The sequence below is a fragment of the Hyphococcus flavus genome (assembly GCF_028748065.1).
GTDB classification, from domain to species: domain Bacteria; phylum Pseudomonadota; class Alphaproteobacteria; order Caulobacterales; family Parvularculaceae; genus Hyphococcus; species Hyphococcus flavus.
Window position 1 is genome coordinate 3176746 of sequence record NZ_CP118166.1, and the last position, 19738, is coordinate 3196483.

Below are 19738 nucleotides of genomic sequence, written 5' to 3' on the forward strand. Positions count from 1 at the left end.
GGCGGCAATGTCGATCAGGGTAGAATTTATCAGAAGAAGGCCCGGCGGACGCGTCACCGTGCGCCCGACCATCTATGATAAGTCAGAAGTCTCCCTTGGGCGCGCGACGGATTGTGATGTTCATCTCTCCGATTTGCGCGTCGGCCTTCATCACGCACGACTAATTCAGCTCTCCGCCGACAAGGTTCGCATTGAGGCGAATGGTGATCACCGCGTGCGCGTTAACAACAGCCAGATTCGCCGCCGCGATATCTCACTGAACGACGGATCGGTTATCCGTATCGGCCCTTACCAGCTAACGGTCGGCAAAACCGAAACACGCGGCGATCTCCTCGTCTCGATCGAGCTTGTAGAAGCGCCAACGCCTATTCGTGACAAGCGCGATGAGAAAGCCGTTTTCTCCATGCGCGGTTATGCGCCTGACAAACGGCTCACGGCATGGTCCCTATACACCCTGATCTTCGCAGTCTTTTTGATCCTGCCCATCGTTCTTCACTTCCGCGCCGCCGAACCCGAAGCTGATAGCGCAACGGCAAAACTGGCGCTTGCAAGCAATCAGCACTGGCTCGCCGGCGGCATGTCATCGGCTCACGCCAATCTCGTTGAGGATTGCCGCGACTGCCATGTGGAACCGTTCACGCGTGTAAAGGACGAAGACTGCCTCACCTGTCACGAGGAAGTGCGCGACCACGCCGATCCCTTGTCGCTGCACGCATCGCGACCGATAACCGAAGGCAGCGAAAAGTGGCTGGCGAGCCTTCGTACTGGGCTTAACATCCCTGAGGGCCGCTGTGGCTCATGTCACTTCGAACATAATGGCGAGACAGGCGTTCTGCCATCGGACTCTCAGCTTTGCGTCGATTGTCATGCCGAAATGGATCAGCGTTTTGCAGAAACGGACCTCGTAAACGTTTCCAACTTTGGCCGGCGTCACCCGGAATTCAAACCACTGATCGTTTTAGATCCGCAGGCGGATGACGGCGCTATGAAACGCGTTTCCCTGGTCGATAGACCGAAAGAAAACAACGGGCTCGAATTTCCGCATGATTTTCACCTGAGCGATGATGAAGTCATCCGAAAGCTTGAAACCTTGCCGGCGAACTTACGCATGCGCTACGGCGATGAACTTGATTGCGTTGACTGTCATACAATCGATGCCGCTGGCGCTTATGTGGAACCCATAGAAATGGAAACCCACTGCAGCGATTGTCACTCACTCGCCTTCGCCACCAGTGACGATACCGTTCGTAATCTACCCCATGGAGAACCCGAGGAAGTACGTGAAACGCTGCAGGATTTTTATCTGGCGCAGGCGACGCAATTGCTGCTTGGCGATCAGCCCTCTGGCGTTCTCGAGCGCCAACTCAGTTCTGAAGCGCGTTCACGCCGCGAACGTCTCCGCGCGCAGGCGTTTGCCAACGCCGAGCGTAACACCGACGCAATGATCCAGAGAATATTCTCAGAAGAAGGCGTCTGCACGAAGTGTCACGAGAATGAAGACCCGGCTGCGCGCGCTGCGGTTGCAAGTAGCGACTTGCCGGAATTCACACCAGTGCGGCTGACGAACCGATATCACCCCATGGCGGATTTCAACCATGCCGCGCATGAAACCGGCGAAATCAACTGCTCGACCTGCCATAAAGCGGAAACATCCTCGGAATCCGCTGATGTTTTAATGCCCTCGATCACCGTTTGTCGGGCTTGTCATGACGATACAAGCGGCCGGACAGGTATCGCTTCGGATTGCTTAACCTGCCATGCTTACCATGATGACGACCTGAAAGCGCCGATAATGCAGCCGGCGCGTCTTCAGCGTGACGCCATGAGAACGCCGTAATGAGTTATATTCGTTTCATAGTCCCGATAGTGACAGCACTGTTCGCGCTTTCGACTGCTCACGCGCAAAACTCGCCAGTGCCGTTCGTTGACGGCCTCAGCCACACTGGCGTGCCGAGTTGTTCTACCGCAGGCTGCCATGGCGATCAGGTCACGGGCGACGGCGTCGGGCCTGTGGTAGGCCAGAACGAATATTTCCATTGGGCTTCGCGCGGGGAAAAAGGCGCGCATTCACGCGCCTATGAAGTCCTGCTGGAACCTCACGGCAAACGCATCGCCGCCAATCTTGGCATTGGCCCTGCTCATCAGTCTCCCATTTGTCTTGATTGCCATGCGGACAATGTACCGGACGACAAACGCTCGCAGCGTTTTCAGATCAGCGATGGCGTCGGTTGCGAAGCTTGTCATGGCGGCGCGCAGAACTGGCTGGCGTTTCACCGTATTGGCGCAGGTCATCAACAGAACATCGAAGCCGGACTTTATCCCACCGAAGAGCCTGTCGCCCGCGCTAAACTCTGTATGGGGTGTCACCTTGGGTCGAGCTACGAAAATCAGTTCGTCTCGCACCGGCTGATGGGCGCCGGCCATCCGCGCATGAAATTCGAACTTGATCTTTACACCACCATTCAAAAACATCACGTCGTCGACGACGATTATCGTGAGCGCAAAACCGTGGCGCCGGGCGCGCAGGTCTGGGCTATCGGTCAGGCCATGGGGCTTGAGCGTACGCTGGAACTCTTGCTCGATAACGATACCGGCTCAGCGGGCGTATTTCCTGAGCTCGTCTTTTTCGATTGCCATTCCTGCCACCAGCCGATTTCCGAAGGCGTCGGTCAGTTAAGCTGGCGCGCGAACCCCGGTCGTGCGCTCGGTCCGGGATCGCCAATTCTGAACGACGCCAATCTCATCATGTTGCAAGCCGCCATGCGGGTGATCGATCCGGAACTTGCCGACCAGCTTGAAAGCGAGGGACGTGTCCTGCATGCGGCGTCTCAGCATTCTGGTGGATATTTTCATAATGCGGCTGAAACTTTGAAGAATACAACCAGCATGGCCGTTGCTCGAATCAAAGGCGCCGACCTTTCAAACCCGTCGACCGTGCGCGCAATCCTTTTGGAAGTTGTCAGTGATCAACGCACGCGTCGCTACACGAATTACGCCGGCGCAGAACAGGCGCTTTTCGCCGTACAGCGCCTGACGGCGGCGCTTGGCATGGCGAGCCCGGAAATGAAAGCTGCCGTCGAACGAGCTGGGAAAGAGGCACAAGGCCCTTATTCGTACAACCAGAATGGGTTTCGGTCGGCGCTAAGTGATATTCGCGCCATGATAGCGAATTAAAACGTGAGACGAATAAACAAGTGATAGGCGAGTTCCCTGCTCTGTCGTAACATTGCAGGTGATTTGGGGTCTGGAGGGCGAGAGAATGTTTTGGCGTAAGAAAAAAGACGGAGTTCGCTTAGAGCCGTCGGGGGAAAAACCCGCGCCGCTGTTCAAGGCGCAACAGGACATGAGCGAGACACTGGCGCGTTCAGCCTCTCAGCCGAAAGCCAAATACGCCGCTGGCATCGCCGGCGGCGGCAATGTGGTGCGTGAGATCGATCACTTCATGCAGGGTGTCGTCAATCGCAATCCCCATGAAACGGAATTTCATCAGGCGGTGTTCGAATTCGTCGAAACGGTGATGCCGTATTATCTCGATCACCGGAAATATATGGACGCGCGCATCCTAGAGCGCATGACCGAGCCCGATCGTATCGTCAGCTTCCGCGTCACATGGGAGGACGATCAGGGCGTGCCGCACGCCAACAAGGGCTTTCGTGTCCAGTTCAACTCTTCCATGGGCCCCTACAAAGGCGGCCTGCGTTTCGACCCGAGCGTCAACGCTTCCATTCTGAAATTCCTTGGCTTTGAACAGACATTCAAAAACGCGCTGACGCGTCTTCCCATGGGCGGCGGCAAGGGCGGCGCGAATTTCAACCCCAAAGGCCGTTCAGATGCGGAGATCATGCGTTTCTGTCATTCGATGATGACGGAACTGCACCGACATATAGGCGAAAGCGTTGACGTCCCGGCCGGCGACATTGGCGTCGGCGCGCGCGAGATCGGTTATCTTTTCGGCAAATACAAACAGCTTGCGCATTTCTACACGGGCGGCGTCATTACCGGCAAAGGCATTCCTTACGGCGGCAGTGAAATCCGCAAGGAAGCAACCGGCTACGGCGTTGTCGTCTTCACTGAAGAAATGCTGAAGAAACACGGTAAGACCATGAATGGCAAGACCGTCGCCATTTCCGGTTCGGGCAATGTGGCGATCTATGCCGTGCAGCGCGCCATGCGCATGGGCGCCAAAGTCGTCACCGTGTCCGACAGCCGCGGCTTCGCTCACGTCCCGAACGGCTTCACTGATGAAAGTTTCGCCGTTCTTCAGGACGTGAAGGAAAACCGCCGCGAGTCTCTCGCCAAATTCGCGAGCGAGGCGCGCGGTGCCACCTATCATGCGGGCAAGTCGCCATGGACAGTGCCGTGCGATGTGGGCCTTCCCTGCGCAACGCAGAACGAAATCGACGAACAGATGGCCGCGACCATGGTCAAGAACGGGATCATGTGCCTTTCCGAAGGCGCGAACATGCCACTGACCGCACAGGCCATTCACGTCCTCAAGGACGCTGACGTGATTTTCGGCCCCGCCAAAGCGGCGAATGCCGGCGGCGTCGGCTGTTCCGGCCTGGAGCAAGCGCAAAACGCCCAGCGCCTGAGCTGGACCCGCGACCAGGTAGAGCAGGAATTGGAGCGAATCATGCGCTCTATTCACGAGCAATGCGTTGAATACGCGCCGGTCAGGAGCGGCATTGTCGATTATCAGACGGGCGCCAACGTATCGAGCTTTGCCCGGGTGGCCGACGCAATGCTCGCTTTTGGTTATATCTAAGTCGCTGCATGTCAGCGAACGCGGGGGTAAGGGAGAGATAATGCCGGCGGCGAAAAAACTTTTATTCGCAGCAGCATCCATGCTGGCGCTTGCCGCATGCGGCGGGAGCGAGTCGACACAGCCGCCGCCAGTGACGACGCCAACAACGCCGGACCCGCCCGCAACATCGCCTCTGTTCAAACCTGAATTGCGGATGTTGACGGCCTCAGATGTTGAGACTGTCGTTGCGCAAGCGGTATCGGAGGCTGGCGCGCGCGGAGCGCCCGCAACCATCGCTATCGTTGACCGGGTCGGCAATGTGCTCGCTATCTTCCAAATGAACGGCGCGGCGCCGACAACCTTTGTTCGTGAAGGACCTGCCGGCACGCCGAACACGTCCCTTCAAGGCGTCGAGGTTCCCTCAACACTTGCGGCTATCTCCAAAGCCATCACCGGCGCTTATCTTTCTTCCGGCGGCAACGCGTTCTCGACACGCACCGCCAGCCAGATCGTTCAGGAACATTTCCCGCCGGCCCCGACGACCGTCGGTCTTGAAAGCGGGCCGCTCTTCGGCGTGCAGTTCTCGCAGCTTCCCTGCTCGGACCTCAACACCCGCGCCATCGGCGGCGGGCCGACCATCGGGCCACAACGCGCACCGCTTGGCCTCGCCGCCGACCCTGGCGGATTTCCTCTCTATAAGGATGGATTTGTTGTAGGCGGCATCGGTATCATTACCGATGACGATTACGGGTTCGACCCAAATATTCTCGACGTCGATGACAGTGATGAGGAGGCCATCGCCTGGGCCGGAACATCCGGCTTTGCAGCGCCAGCAACTATTCGCGCCAACCGCATCTCCGTCGACGGCACGACCTTACGCTTTTCCGACACAACGGACGCCGACCTGATGAGCAATCCCGGCGCTGCGCCGTCATTTGCGTCCATTGCCGGCGGCGTTCAGGGCGATCTGATCGATGTCACCTCCTATTTCGACGGCGCTTCAGGCGGCGGCGTTTACGCCGGCGTTTCTTATGGGGCCGAAGGGTCCGGCATCCGCGAAGCGACGCCTGCGGAATATTCGAATTCCGATATTTTCGTCTTAACCGATGGCGCTGGGACCAACCGTTATCCGGCTACAGGCGGAACAGACGGGGCAAGTGTCGCCTCTCCGCTCACCGCCGCCGAGGTTACGGTTCTTCTTGAAGAAGCGTTCGACATTATGACTCGCGCGCGCGGCCAGATCAGACAGCCGCTGAATTCGCGCGCGCAGGTTTCAATTTCAATCGTAGATACCAATGGACAAATTCTGGGTATCGTGCGTGGACCCGATGCGCCGATTTTCGGCACGGACGTTTCCTTACAGAAAGCGCGTACGGCGGCGTTTTTCACGAACGAAATCGCGGCGTCAGACTTAACGGGAACGCCTGGCCCATCCATCGCCGGTTTCAACACGACAAAGTCTGTCGCCAGCTATCTACAGGACGTACGTGATTTCATTCCTGACCCAACAGCACTGACAGGAACATTTGCCTTCGCTGACCGGTCCGGCGGCAATATCTCCCGCCCCTATTTTCCGGACGGCGAGGTTGGAACCGCAAATGGACCACTTTCGTTGCCGATCACTGAATGGAATATTTTCGCAACCGGTCTGCAGACCTCACTTGTTGTGGATAACATTCTTGAACACGTCGTACATGTGGTCACGAGCGGTGGGAGTAGCGACACGGCGCCCGCGTGTTCGGCTCTTCCGGATATACCAACGCTCGGCGGCACACAGAACCGTCTGCAAAACGGCATACAGATTTTTCCCGGCTCGGTGCCAATTTATCGCGGCGACATCCTTGTCGGCGGCATTGGCGTTTCAGGCGACGGCATCGATCAGGACGACATGATTTCTTTCCTTGGCGTCCACAATGCGGCCGAAAGGCTTGGCGGCGCCATCAATAACGCGCCAGAAGCGATCCGCGCGGACCAGATCGTCATTTCTGTCAATGGCGCTCCGGTGCGTTTGCGCTACATCAACTGTCCGTTCAATCCGTTTGTCGGCTCCGACGAACAGAATGTGTGTCAGGGGAAATAGATGATCCGTAGCGCGATCATATCTCTTGTACTTGGCGCTGTTACAGCGCCAGCGTTCGCGCAGGATGAACCGCTGAACCCCAGCGCCGTGGCGCCGCCAACGCTCGGCGAATACCCTGATTGCCGCGACCAGGGTCGCGAATTTACGGAATGCGCGCCCGCCGTACCCGATCGCTGGCGCCTCGCGGAAAACTTAGGGCTTCTCGAAACGAAATGGTGGGATCCTTATAATCAGAACACAATCAAAGGCGACCGGCCGGTATTCGGCGATGACTGGTTCTTCGTCGGGGCAGTTGTTTCCGACACGGTGGTCGAGCCGCGTTCATTCCCGCTGCCTGTAGGCATTCAAACCACAACCGATCCGGGCGATCTCGACGTCTTCGGCGATAGCGACAGTTTCGGGTTCAACCAGAACCTCATCGTCAGCCTTTCTCTTATCAAGGGCTCAACGGCCTATAAGCCGCAGGACCTCGAATTCCGCCTCACGCCGGTTTTCAACTACAACTTTGCGCGGGTCGAAGAAAAACGCATTCTCTACGTCGAGCCGTCCGAAAAACTTACCCGTCACGACGGGTTCATCGGCTTGCAGGAAGCATTTGTCGACTATCATATCCGCAACGTATCAGAGCGTTATGACTTCGACTCCGTACGTGTCGGCATTCAGCCGTTCTCATCCGATTTCCGCGGATTTCTGTTTCAGGACAACCAGCTTGGCGTTCGCCTGTTCGGCAATCGCGACAACAATCGCTTTCAATATAATCTCGCAGCGTTTATGCGACTTGAGAAAGACACGAACTCAGGCCTCAACGACGTCACCACGCGCCCGCGCGATGATTACGTATTTCTTGCAAACCTTTACCGGCAGGATCTGCCCTTTCCTGGTCTCACCAGTCAGATCACAGCCGTTTACAACCTCAACCGCGAACAGAACGACATAGAGATCGACAAGAACGGTTTTCCGGTTCGCCCCGCCCTGCTCGGCAATCTTCGCGGACGCGACTATGACGTTGCCTATCTTGGATACAACGCCGACGGACGCATCGGTCGCATTAATCTAACGGCGTCGGCCTATTACGCGCTCGGCGAGGATAGAAACAGCATCTTCACAGATGAAAAAGCCAAAATAAGATCGTTCTTCGCCGCCATTGAACCATCTTACGATCGCGGCTGGGGGCGTGTGCGGTTGTCCGGCCTTTTCGCCAGCGGCGACGGCAACCCTTATGACAACGTCGAACGCGGTTTCGATGCGATATTTGAAAACCCGCAATTCGCCGGCGCCGACACCAGTTACTGGATTCGTCAGGGCGTGCAGTTCCTTGGCGGCGGGCGTGTCATTGGCATAAACGGCCGCAACGGCGTCTTGCCTGACCTGCGATCAACCAAGGAACAGGGCCAGTCGAACTTCAACAATCCGGGGCTGATTCTCGCCGGTGCTGGCGCAGACTTTGACATTTTACCGGAGCTTCGTGTTTCCGTAAATCTAAACCGGCTCTGGTTCCACAAGACGGACACGCTGGAAGCGTTGCGCGTTCAAGGCGCTATCGACAATGACATCGGCTGGGATGCCTCTAGCGCCATCATCTATCGCCCGGACTTTATTCAGAACGTGGTCTTCCGTTTGTCTGGCGCAACGCTGAAGCCCGGCGATGGTTTCAAACAGCTTTTCGATAATGATGAGAAGCGCGACCTTTATTATTCGGTCCTCTTTAACGTGGTGTTGACCTACTGATGCGCGCGCTCGTGAACATAACCGCTCGCACAGCAGCCGCAATTGCCCTGCTTTTTGGCGTCTCATTCGCGGCGGATGAAGAAAAGCCGGTTGAGCGCGATTACTCCCTTGTCCGCGCGGAGCCGACACCGGTTTATCAAACGCAAGATCAGGTTGACGCAAAAAGCGACGGCTGCCTTACCTGTCATACGGCGACGGACGCGCCGACCATGCACAGTCCGACGGCGGACTTGCGCATTGGCTGTGTTGATTGCCACGGCGGCAACGCCTCGGTTTTTGCGCGGGGCCTCAGCGATGGCACTGCTGCCTATGATGAGGCCCGCGACAACGCCCACGTCCTGCCGAAATATCCTGAAAGCTGGCACTTCCCACATTCGGCGAACCCTAAACATTCCTATGCGTTACTGAATAAAGAGTCGCCGGAGTTCGTTCGTTTCGTAAACCCTTCTGACTACCGCGTGGCGCGTGAAGCCTGCGGCAGTTGCCACATGAGGGAAATTCTAGCGGCCGAGCGTTCGCTGATGGCTACAGGCGCCATGTTGTGGGGCGGCGCGGCCTATAACAACGGCATATTGCCATTCAAAAACTACGTTCTCGGCGAGTCCTATACCCGCGATGGCGAACCGGCGACAATCTGTTCACCCGGAGAACCGGTCGAAGACGGTCCCATGGGTTGCCCGACTGAGCCGTCAGAAGCAGCGCAGGCACGCGGCGCCCTGCCTTTCCTTGCGCCATTGCCAACCTGGCATGTTATTCCGCCTGCAGATGTTTTCCGTGTCTTCGAGCGCGGCGGGCGCAATATTTTAACGCAGTTTGCAGAGGTCGGCCTGCCGAACGCCCTCGGTCAGTTACAGCGGCTGGAGGAACCGGGCCGCCCGGATATCCGCCAGTCGAACCGAGGCCCTGGCACTGGCCTTCGCGTCGCTATACCCGTCCTCAACATTCACAAGACGCGCCTCAATGATCCGTTCACCTGGTTCCTCGGCACCAATGACAATCCGGGCGATTACCGCTCTTCCGGCTGCGCATCCTGTCATGTGATTTACGCGAACGACCGCGAGCCGCGCCACGCCCTTACATATACGCAATATGGCCGCGACGGCGAGACGATCACCGCCGACCCGACCATCCCGAAAAACGAGCCGGGCCATCCGCTGCAGCATACGTTCACGCGCGCGATCCCGACGTCGCAATGCATGATCTGTCACATGCACCAGCCGAACATGTTCCTGAACACCTATCTCGGCTACACCATGTGGGATTATGAATCCGACGCGCCGTTCATGTGGCCGAAGGAACAGAAATACCCGACCATGGAAGAGCAGCGAAAAGTGCTCGACCGCAACCCGGAAGGCGCGGCGGTGCGCGGCAAATGGGCGAAGCTCGACTTCCTACGCGATGTTTACGACCTCAATCCTGAACTCAACGACACGCAATTCGCCGACTATCACGGTCACGGCTGGAATTTCCGTGCGATTTTAAAACGCGACCGCGACGGCAACCTTCTCGATGCTGACGGTAATATTGTTCCTAACGACGATCCTGAGAAATGGCGCAAGGACGATGAAGGCAAATTCGTCGAGGTGGGAACGAACCCCGGCAAGTCCGTGCACATGATGTCGATCCATGCCGAGGTCGGGATGCAATGCGCAGACTGCCATTATTCACAAGACAATCACGGCAGCGGCTATATCCATGGCGAGGTCGCGAATGCGGTTGAAATCCGCTGCAAGGATTGTCATGGCACAGTCGATGAATACCCGTCGCTGAAAACCACCGGTCCCGCCGCCGGCCCGAACGGCCGCGACCTCGCGATCCTCAAAAATCCGGACGGACGCAATCGTTTCGAATGGATGACGCGCAGCGGACGCGACGTGCTTGTACAGCGCTCGATTATCGACCCCGAACTCGAATGGGAGGTATCGCTCGTCAAGGACAGCGTAACGCCGGGCGCGCCAAGCTATAACGCCAAATCGGCGCGTGCGAAAACCATGTCTATGAGTGATGATGGCTCGCTCAATTGGGGGGCGCGTTCTGACAAGTCAAATCTCGCGCATAAAGATGAGGAGATGGAGTGCTATACATGCCACCTTTCCTGGACCACGTCATGCGGCGGTTGCCATTTGCCCATAGAAGCGAACTGGCAGGCCGAGTCGCATAAATATGAGGGCGGCACGACGCGTAATTACGCGACCTATAATCCGCAGGTTGCGCGCGACCAGATGTTCCAGCTCGGCAAGCACCAGGATACGAAAAACAATTCCGTCGCGCCGGTGCGTTCCTCCTCGGCGCTGGTGTTGTCATCTACCAACGTCAATCGCGAGCGCATCTATGTGCAGCAGCCGCCGATTTCTTCCGCCGGGTTTTCCAGCCAGGCGTTCGCGCCGCACTTCCCGCATACAGTGAGGAAGACCGAAACCAAAACCTGCAGTGATTGTCATCTGTCGGCCGACAACGACAACAATGCCATCATGGCGCAGCTCATGCTGCTTGGCACCAACTTCGTCAACTTTGTCGGCTTGCATGCTTACACCGGCCTCGATGGCGCCGTTGAGGCGGTGCGCGTTACCGAATGGGACGAGCCGCAGGCGGTGTTTGGCTCTTATCTCCAGAAATACGCTTATCCCGATTACTACAAGGCCCACGTCGAAAAGAATGGCCGGGAGCTGAAAAACTGGACGCGCGGCGACACGTTCGGCGACGGCCTTTCCGGAGAGACTGGCGCGCTCGAAGAAATCGCCAATGTGGTTCAAAATACAGGCGGCGCGGTAAACTGCCTGCAACTACGCGGGGAATATTTGTTCGTGGCCGAGGGCAAGGGCGGCTTCCGCGCCTATGACGTTGCCTCCATCGCCAATAAAGGCCTATCCGAACGCTTCCTCACGGCGCCGTTTTCGCCGCTCGGTCATGACACTCATGTCCAGTCGAAAAACGCGACCTGCATGGCGTTGCCGACGAACCAGCCGATCGCGCCGGACCGCAATACCGAAGACATGCGGGCCATGAACGACGAACAGCCGTTCCACCCGATTTATAACTACGCAGTCGTCACCGATGCTGAAGAAGGCCTGATCCTCGTTAACGTCAATACATTGGCCGATGGCGAACCACGCAACAATTTCTTCAAGCGCGCCCTCACCTGGAACGAAGGCGGTGTATTAAACGGCGCGCGGCATATCACGCTCGGCGGCTATTATGCTTATGTCACGACTGATGCGGGCCTTGCGGTTATCAATCTCAACGATCCGCTCAATCCGCGAACGGAAACCGTTATTTCCATGAACGACGCACGCGCCAGCGCGTTGCAGTTCCGCTATCTCTTCGTCACCGACGCTGGAGGCTTCAAAGTATTTGACGTCACCGACCTCGCTTCACCGAAACTGGTTGAGAGTGCGAACGTGCCGTTAGCAGACGCGCAAAAGATTTATGTGGCCCGTACATACGCCTATGTGGCGGCGAAATCCGAAGGCCTTGTCATAATCGACGTTGAAAATCCTGAGGCGCCCGCCGTCTATCAGAAATTCACCGGCGGCGGCGCCCTAAACGATGCACGCGACATAATTGTCGGCACCACGAATGCTTCACTGTTCGCCTATGTTGCGGATGGTCGAAACGGGTTAAAGGTTCTGCAACTGACGAGCCCCTCATCTCAGCCAAATTTTTACGGGTTTTCTCCTGAGCCAAAGCCGGAAATCATCGCCTGGCGCAAAACCGCCAAACCGGCGCTTGCGCTTTCCAAAGGCATCGACCGCGACCGCGCTGTCGATGAAACAGGACACCAGATGGCTGTATTCGGCCGTCTCGGTTCGCGGCCCTTCACAAGACCGGAAATGGAGCGCTTGTTCCTCAAGGAAAATGGCGAGCCTTATTATGTCACTGATGACCTGCACGAGGCGGGCGGTGAGAATTGACGGCGAGGTTTTTTGATTGTGGGCTCTAACCCGCTCACCCCGACGCAAGTCGGGGTCCAGCTAAAGAAATAATACCGGGCAAAGCCCGTCTAAATGGATTATTCTGGATCCCGGCTTTCGCCGGGATGAGCGGAGTGGGTTGATGTAGCGGGGTGACCGCCATGTGGGGTGTGGTCTTTGGACTGGCGAGCGTGTTGACGCTCGCCGTGTTGATGCTGCCGGTGGCCCGGCGCAGTAATATTCCTTACACTGTAATTCTGGCGCTGGTGGGCATTGGCCTCGGCTTTGCTGCGCAACAACTGGGCGTCGGCGCCGGCGATGTCGCCCACGATCCTCATGCAGATCATGGCGGCGGCTCACTTTGGGAGCAGATTGCCCAAGCGATCGGCGGTCTCTCCATTACTTCCGACGTCATTTTATTTCTTTTCCTGCCAGCACTGGTTTTCGAAAGCGCGCTGTCACTTGATCTCCGTAAACTCATGGCCGACATGCGCTCGATCCTTTTTCTGGCGATTGTCGGCGTTGTCATCTCGACAGCGATTGTCGGGTTTTCACTTTCCTACCTTTCCGGCATGGCAATTGTGATCTGTCTGCTTCTGGGGGCCATTGTCTCCGCGACTGACCCTGTGGCTGTCATCGCACTCTTCAAGGATCTGAATGCTCCGAAACGCCTGACCGTCCTTGTTGAGGGCGAAAGTCTTTTCAACGATGCTACAGCCATTGTCGTTTCGTCGATTTTCATCGCCATGCTGGCGCAGCAAACGAGCCTCAATGTCGCCGCCAGCTTACTTCAATTCTTCGTTGTGTTCCTTGGCGGTGTTGTGGTCGGCATTGTGGTGGCGCGCCCAGCCGTTTGGATGATGCGCGCCTTCCGGCGCGACACAATGATTATTTTGACGCTGACGGTAACGCTGCCGTTCATCGCTTTTGTCGTTGCTGAGCATTTCTTGCATGTATCTGGCGTCATGGCGGTTGTCGCAGCCGGCCTTACAGTCGGCTCAATCGGACGGCGCCTTATCCCGCCGCAGGTTTTCGAAGAGGTCGAACACGCCTGGCACCAGCTCGGGTTCTGGGCGACCTCTTTGATTTTTATTCTTGTCGGCCTCGCGGTGCCGCGCATGCTTGGCGATCATGTTATTGATTATGTCGACGATATTTTGCTTGTCATTGCTGCGGCGACGCTCGCGCGCATTTTCATTATCTATGTACTTCTACCTCTGCTCAGCCGTTTCGGCGCCGGGCAACAGGTGAGCCTTGGCTACCGCACCATCATGTTCTGGGGCGGGCTTCGCGGCGCCGTTTCACTGGCGCTCGCGCTCATCGTTCTTGAAACAGAAGCCATCCCTGAAGAAGGCCGCACCTTTGTTGGCGTTCTTGTTACCAGTTACGTCCTTTTCACTTTGCTCTTTCAGGCGACAACAATTCAGCTTGTGATGAAAGTTTTCGGACTCGACAAATTATCACCTGCGGATCAGGCAGTGCGCGATCGTTCCGTCTCAAACGCATTACAATCTGTTTCCGAAGAGCTTGATCGATTCGCCAGTTTTCATGAGGTCGATAAAAGCGAACGTAATGTTGCATTGAAACGCTTTGAAGACGCCGCGGCTCAGGCGAAAGCTGAAGCCAAGAGCGATCATCTCAGCACCGATGACTGGGTGCGCACGGGGCTTGCGATGGCGCTAGCCCAGGAGCGCCAGCTTTATTTGCAGCGTTTCGGCGAGGGTTTTACAACGACAAGCCAATTGCAGGAATCGTTAACCCGCCTTGACGATGTGACGGATACGCTGAAATCCGCTACTGCAAACTGGAAGCAAGCTGCCAACACTGGCGTTGCGTTCCGGTCAAGCTTTCGCAATGCGCTGGATGTTCAACGGAATTTCGGTATTTCGGGACCGCTGGCCAAAGTGCTGGCGCGCAGGCTCGGCGTTCTTGAATTCATGCGGCAGGTATTACGTGAACAGCGTGAGCACGGCTTAAGCGAAATCGAAGCGCTGTTGCCCGAAGCTGCACGCAGCGCATTCCGGGAGCGCATGGATGAGCGCTTCACCATTGTCTCACAAAATGCTGAGGCGTTAGCTTTACAATACCCAGATTATGCCGCTGCGCTTCATCGTCGTGATTTAACCTTGGCAGGCTTACGTCTTGAAGAAAAGGCGTATAACCGGTTGTTGGAACAATCTCTTATAGGTCCTGAAATTCATGGCGATCTGGTTAAACGCCTTGACGGCGCCGGCGCCGCAGAAGGCCGTCTGCCCCCGTTAAAGTTAAAACTCAATCCGGCAGAACTTGTCGCCAAAGTGCCTTTCTTTGCTGACCTGGGCAAAGGCCGGCAAAAAGGCCTCGCACGGCTTTTAAAAACAAGACTTTTCGTACCAGGCGACGTGATCATCAAACGCGGCGAAGTTGGTGATGAAATGTTTTTCATCGCTAATGGCGCCGTTAAAGTTATTTTGCCTGAAAACGAGATCACGCTCGGTACTGGTGACTTTTTCGGCGAACTTGCGCTGATTACCGATCAGCCGCGCAACGCAGATGTGGAAGCGCTCGGGTTTTCAAGCGTGCTGGCATTGAAGCGCCGTGACTTCAAGGCATTCGTCAAACGTTACCCGGATATTCGCGACAAGATCCGCCGAGTTGCGCAGGAACGTGTTGGCAGCGGCGTAGAGATCGACCTTTAGAGTGCATCTATCATTTGCCGGACGCCAGCGGCGTCAGGCGATCCTTCCGGCATGGTCGCCAACAGCCGCTCCCAATAACTTTTGGCGCGCGCCGTGTCGCCGCGCTGGCTGGCGGCGAGTCCCTGAAAGTATAATGCGAACGGATGCTCCGGATTAAGTCTTGAGACCTGATCGATGGCGGCTTGCGTCTCCTGGTCTATCGGTTCGCCGTCTTCACGTAGGGTCGTTAACAGCGCTTCCGCACGTCCGAGCCGCAAATTTACATCGTCCGGCGCCAGTTCCGCTGCACGCGCATACGCTTCAGCGCTTTCTTGCATGCGGCCAAGGACGGCGTAAGACCGCGCCAGCATGGTCCAACCCTCAAGATCGTCAGGTTCATTTTCAAGGCGAGCGGCAAGACCGGACACCATTCCCTCGATCATTGCGGCGCGATCATCTTCGCCCATCTGCGCCGCCGCCTGCATTTGCTCTTGTGTTGGGCCGCGCTGTCCCGTTTGGGTGTTTTCGCCTTCACTGGTTAGCCTGCTACGCGCCGCCTCAATCTGTTGCAAGACAAATGGCGCGTTCGCATAACGCTCCGAAGCGCGATCAAGTGTATTTTGCACGTTCGCGTTATCGCCTTCAGCCGCATAAGCATCAGCGAGCGCAATCCAGCTTTCATAAGGCGCCTCGCCGCTGGCGATCTGCGCTTCCAGCGTCTCAATCCTGTTTTCCGTTATTGCTTCATCAAGACCTAGCTCATCCATAGATCGTCCAAGTTCAGCAGCAATAACTTCAATCTGTGAACGAACGATCGGCGCCCATTGAACGCCAGGCGGCGCATCATTGCTAAGCGCGACAAGCGCGCCGAGCGCTTCTTCCCGTTCACCGCGCTGATAGGCGCCGAGCGCCAGATAAAACCGAGCCCGGGGTTCGGTGGCGTCGCGTTCAAGCGCGCGCTGCAGCGCCGCCGTTGCTTCTGCGTTGACGACCCCATCATTGGCCATAGTCAAAGACTCGCCCTCGGCTGCATGCAGATAAGCCTGATCCGGGGCCAGCGCCCTCGCCCGTCCAAACGCCGTAGCAGCTTCGGCAAAACGATCCATGCGCGCATAACTTTCGCCAAGCATCACCCAGCCGTCGAGATCGTCCGGCTGTTCCGCGAGGCGTTGCTCAAGCTCATTAACAGACTCAGCGAGCGGCCGTGCGTTCGCGCTGGACGGCGCTGTCATTTGTGAACGTTGCGCGATTTCCAGCGCTTCGGGCGTTGGCTCAGACGACGGATTGCCAAGTAGAACATAAAGCACAATAGCGGCGAGTGGCGCGGCGCCGATGATCATGGTGCTTACCTGACGCGCAAAGAAACCTTTATTTTCGTCTTTTGCATCCGCTGCTTTTTCATTAGCGGTCAAAAGCCGACGGCGCGCCTCAGCCTCCGCTTCTGCGGCTTCTTCGTCACTCAACAGTCCAGCGTTCCGATCTCGCGCCACGTCATCGAGCTGAGCAACCAGGTAATCCTGATCATCCAGACTTTGAACGCGGACAGTCTTTCTGAAATACGGCTCAATGAGGAGCGCGAGGACCGCAATGGCGATCCCAAAGATCAACACCCAAATCATTGGCTGCGCTCATTGATTATTCGCTGTAGCTTTTCTTCATCGTCCTCACTCAAGCTCGACGAAGATGACGCGGATGCTTGCTTCATATTCCGTAGATAAAAAAACGCCGCGCCCCCTGCCAGCATTAAGGCAAGCGCCGGGAAGAACCACAGAACAAGCGTGTTCGCCTGAAACGGCGGCTTCATCAGCACGTAATCGCCATAGCGATCGACCAGAAACTGCATCGCTTCTTCGTCCGTATCGCCTGCCGTCAAGCGTTCACGAACAAGAATGCGCATGTCTTTCGCCAGTGGGGCGTTTGATTCAGCAATAGACTGGCTTTGGCAGACAACGCAACGCAACTGTGTTTCGATGGCTTGCGCGCGTTCTTCAAGCTGCGGATCGTCAAGCATCTCATCGGGTTCCGCCGCAAACGCCACAACCGTCATGAAAATACTGATGAAAGAAATAAAAACAGCCCTCATGATTTTCTCAATTCTTCGATCAAGGGCTGCAGCGTCTCTTCCCAAGCACGCGGCGAAATAGGGCCGATAAACACATAACGGACGCGGCCATCCTGATCGACCACGAAAGTTTCAGGCGCGCCGGTAACGCCGAGGTCGATGGCGACGCGCCCGTTTTGATCGTCGCCGATCATCGAATAGGGATTGCCGAACCGGTCGAGCCAGGCCTTGCCGTCGCCGGGTTTTTCTTTCCAGTTAAGACCGTAGATCGGAACGTCGCCGTCCGCAGCCAGTTCCATGAGCAACGGATGCTCCACATGACAACTCACGCACCAAGATGCGAACACGTTGAGCAATGTGACTTGTCCCTTGAAATCCTCGGAGGACATGCCTTCCGAAAAACCCTGAATGGCGGGTAGGTCGAATTCAGGTAACGGACGGTCAATAATCTGCGACGGTATTCGCGAGGGGTCGCGCGTCAGCCCCCAGGCAAAGAACGAGCCGACAACAACAAAAACAATAAGCGGTGCGAAGAGAATGATTTTCCTCATGCAGGGGCTGCCTCAACGCTGCCGGCCTGTGCAGGCTTTTTACGTTTCAGCCTTGCCGGTTTGCGGCCGCGATCACCAAATGCGACCAGCCCACCGAACGCTGTCAGCCCGGCGCCCCACCACAGGCAACCGACAAACGGATTGTAAAACAGCCTAACCGGCCAGCCGCGACCGGACGTGTTCTCACCGAATGAAATATAAAGATCGCCGGTCCCATGAGCACGGATCGCCGCCTCGCTCGTTTCCATCTGGCGGATCGGATAGAAGCGCCGCTCGCCGGAAAGCGTGAAAACATCACCGCCTTTTGCGGCGGAAAAAGTCGCCAGTTCTGCGTCGTAATTCGGGCCGCGAAGGCGTTCAACGGAATCTAACGTAACAGCGTAGCCGGCGACATTCGCCGTGTCGCCTTCCGCCATCAGCACCACTTCTTCAGACTTCCAGAGGCTTATGCCGGCAACGCCGAATGCGAATAGCGCAAGCCCCAGATGAGCGAGCGCGGAACCCCATGCGGCGCCGGGAAGCCCTTTTGCACGTGAGAGCGTGTCGCTGAAAGGCGCGCGGAAAAGCTTCACCCGTTGTGAAAGCTCGGTGAGCGCGCCGCCAGCCAGCCAGACCACCATCATGATGGAAAACGCGCCGATGGCGCGGGCCCGGTCTGCGATCACGAATACGATGATCGCCGCCACAAGCGCGGCGATGGCCACCGGTATCATCTTACGCAGGATTGATCTTGCGTCAGCCCGCTTCCAGGCGAGCAGCGTGCCGACCGCAGCGAACGCCATCGCCAGAAACGACAATTTCGGGAAGACCAGATTGAAATACGGCGCCAGCACGGTGATTTTTTCACCCGTCAGAACGTCAATAAATAGCGGATAGAATGTTCCGAAAAATACTACCGCACACGCCGCGACCAAAAACACGTTGTTCAAGACCAAACCGCCTTCGCGACTTACCGGTTCAAACCGGCCGGTTGGCGTCAACGAAGAAGCGCGTGCGGCGTAAACAGTCAACGAGCCACCAATCGCCGCAACAAGAATGAGCAGAATGAAAACGCCGCGCGCCGGGTCGACCGCGAATGCATGAACGGATGTCAGCACGCCCGAACGGACGAGAAACGTGCCTACAAGACTGAGCGAGAAAGTTGTGATGGCCAGCAGCACCGCCCAGCCTTTCAGCGCGTCGCGACGTTCGACGACACGCACGGAATGGATAAGCGCCGTGCCGGCAAGCCACGGCATGAATGACGCGTTTTCAACTGGGTCCCATGCCCACCAGCCGCCCCAGCCAAGTTCGTAATAGGCCCACCAACTGCCGAGTGCGATACCAATGGTCAAGAACACCCATGCCATGAGCGCCCATGGACGTACAAGCCGTCCCCAGACTGAATCAGCCTTGCCCAGCACCAACGCCGCCACGGCAAAAGAGAACGGGATCGAGAAACCGACATAGCCAAGATACAAAAACGGCGGATGGATCGCGAGACCAGGATCCTGCAACAGCGGGTTGAGCCCGGTCCCGTCCGGCGGCGCCGGAAACAGCCGCTCAAACGGATTGGACGTAAACAGAATAAAGGCAATGAATGCAGTGATGATCAGCGCCTGAACGCCAAGCGTCAGCATGTGTAGTTTAGCCGGGGCCGCCCGCCCCTGCGCCGCCAAGACGGCGCTGAACAATGTCAGGATCAGCACCCATAGCAGCATTGAGCCTTCGTGATTTCCCCACGTTCCCGTCAGTTTGTAAATGAACGGTTTTGCAGAATGAGAGTTTTCAAAAACATTGACGACGGAAAAGTCAGATATCGCGTAAGCGTGCATCAGGCAGCCGAACGACAACGCCGTCAGCGCGAAGATCACAATCGATGCGCGCTGACCGAAAACCGAAAATCGTCCATCGCCAGTGTTAACGCCAATGAACAACGCCGCCGATTGCGCGATCGCCGTCATAAACGCGAGGATAAGAACGAAATGGCCGATTTCAGGAGTCATGGAAGCCTGTAACGATGCAA

At 56.8% G+C, this 19738-nt stretch carries 11 protein-coding genes; 7 read left to right on the forward strand and 4 right to left on the reverse strand.

Features of this window, described 5'->3' with window-relative positions; all coding sequences use genetic code 11:
* Positions 1-7 precede the first annotated feature (7 nt).
* From PUV54_RS15235 to PUV54_RS15265, 7 genes are all read left to right on the forward strand, one after another.
* Positions 8-1837: a cytochrome c3 family protein gene (locus PUV54_RS15235; RefSeq protein ID WP_274493162.1), complete on the forward strand. Its 1830-nt coding sequence runs from the start codon at positions 8-10 to the stop codon at positions 1835-1837.
* Positions 1837-3174, forward strand: a complete 1338-nt coding sequence (locus PUV54_RS15240) for a multiheme c-type cytochrome (RefSeq protein WP_274493164.1) — start codon at positions 1837-1839, stop codon at positions 3172-3174. Before PUV54_RS15235 ends, PUV54_RS15240 begins: the two co-directional genes overlap by 1 nt.
* Before the next feature lie 244 nt (positions 3175-3418).
* Positions 3419-4765: an NADP-specific glutamate dehydrogenase gene (gene gdhA / locus PUV54_RS15245; RefSeq protein ID WP_420797967.1), complete on the forward strand. Its 1347-nt coding sequence runs from the start codon at positions 3419-3421 to the stop codon at positions 4763-4765.
* A gap of 40 nt (positions 4766-4805) precedes the next feature.
* On the forward strand, positions 4806-6824 hold the full coding sequence (locus PUV54_RS15250) for a heme-binding protein (RefSeq protein ID WP_274493167.1): 2019 nt from the start codon (positions 4806-4808) through the stop codon (positions 6822-6824).
* Positions 6825-8552 carry a hypothetical protein gene (locus tag PUV54_RS15255; RefSeq protein ID WP_274493169.1) on the forward strand — a complete coding sequence of 576 codons (1728 nt, stop codon included), beginning with the start codon at positions 6825-6827 and terminating at the stop codon, positions 8550-8552.
* Positions 8552-12463, forward strand: coding sequence for a hypothetical protein (locus PUV54_RS15260; protein WP_420797881.1), 3912 nt, complete (start codon positions 8552-8554; stop codon positions 12461-12463). Before PUV54_RS15255 ends, PUV54_RS15260 begins: the two co-directional genes overlap by 1 nt.
* Positions 12464-12624: 161 nt before the next feature.
* A complete protein-coding gene (locus PUV54_RS15265) occupies positions 12625-15141 on the forward strand; it encodes a cation:proton antiporter (RefSeq protein ID WP_274493171.1) in 2517 nt (838 codons plus the stop codon).
* Here the strand turns inward: PUV54_RS15265 and ccmI are convergent.
* The 4 genes from ccmI to PUV54_RS15285 are packed head-to-tail and all read right to left on the reverse strand — an operon-like array spanning position 15138 to position 19718.
* Complete coding sequence (gene ccmI, locus PUV54_RS15270) at positions 15138-16739, reverse strand: c-type cytochrome biogenesis protein CcmI (protein WP_274493172.1); 1602 nt, start codon at positions 16737-16739, stop codon at positions 15138-15140. The two genes, PUV54_RS15265 and ccmI, sit on opposite strands and share 4 nt — an antisense overlap.
* The gene (locus PUV54_RS15275; RefSeq protein ID WP_274493173.1) at positions 16736-17203 is read right to left on the reverse strand and encodes a cytochrome c-type biogenesis protein; all 468 of its coding nucleotides are present in this window, start codon (positions 17201-17203) and stop codon (positions 16736-16738) included. The genes ccmI and PUV54_RS15275 overlap by 4 nt, the downstream gene beginning before the upstream one ends.
* Positions 17200-17733, reverse strand: a complete 534-nt coding sequence (locus tag PUV54_RS15280) for a DsbE family thiol:disulfide interchange protein (protein WP_274493174.1) — start codon at positions 17731-17733, stop codon at positions 17200-17202. Before PUV54_RS15280 ends, PUV54_RS15275 begins: the two co-directional genes overlap by 4 nt.
* Positions 17730-19718, reverse strand: a complete 1989-nt coding sequence (locus PUV54_RS15285; protein ID WP_274493176.1) for a heme lyase CcmF/NrfE family subunit — start codon at positions 19716-19718, stop codon at positions 17730-17732. Before PUV54_RS15285 ends, PUV54_RS15280 begins: the two co-directional genes overlap by 4 nt.
* Between the last annotated feature and the right edge of the window lie 20 nt (positions 19719-19738).

Coding starts and splice junctions, on each gene's coding strand:
- PUV54_RS15260 (WP_420797881.1), top strand. CDS start 8,552: ATGCGCGCGCTCGTGAACATAACCGCTCGCACAGCAGCCGCAATTGCC.
- PUV54_RS15265 (WP_274493171.1), top strand. CDS start 12,625: ATGTGGGGTGTGGTCTTTGGACTGGCGAGCGTGTTGACGCTCGCCGTG.
- PUV54_RS15285 (WP_274493176.1), bottom strand. CDS start 19,718: ATGACTCCTGAAATCGGCCATTTCGTTCTTATCCTCGCGTTTATGACG.
- PUV54_RS15255 (WP_274493169.1), top strand. CDS start 6,825: ATGATCCGTAGCGCGATCATATCTCTTGTACTTGGCGCTGTTACAGCG.
- PUV54_RS15250 (WP_274493167.1), top strand. CDS start 4,806: ATGCCGGCGGCGAAAAAACTTTTATTCGCAGCAGCATCCATGCTGGCG.
- ccmI (WP_274493172.1), bottom strand. CDS start 16,739: ATGATTTGGGTGTTGATCTTTGGGATCGCCATTGCGGTCCTCGCGCTC.
- PUV54_RS15240 (WP_274493164.1), top strand. CDS start 1,837: ATGAGTTATATTCGTTTCATAGTCCCGATAGTGACAGCACTGTTCGCG.
- PUV54_RS15280 (WP_274493174.1), bottom strand. CDS start 17,733: ATGAGGAAAATCATTCTCTTCGCACCGCTTATTGTTTTTGTTGTTGTC.
- PUV54_RS15275 (WP_274493173.1), bottom strand. CDS start 17,203: ATGAGGGCTGTTTTTATTTCTTTCATCAGTATTTTCATGACGGTTGTG.
- PUV54_RS15235 (WP_274493162.1), top strand. CDS start 8: ATGTCGATCAGGGTAGAATTTATCAGAAGAAGGCCCGGCGGACGCGTC.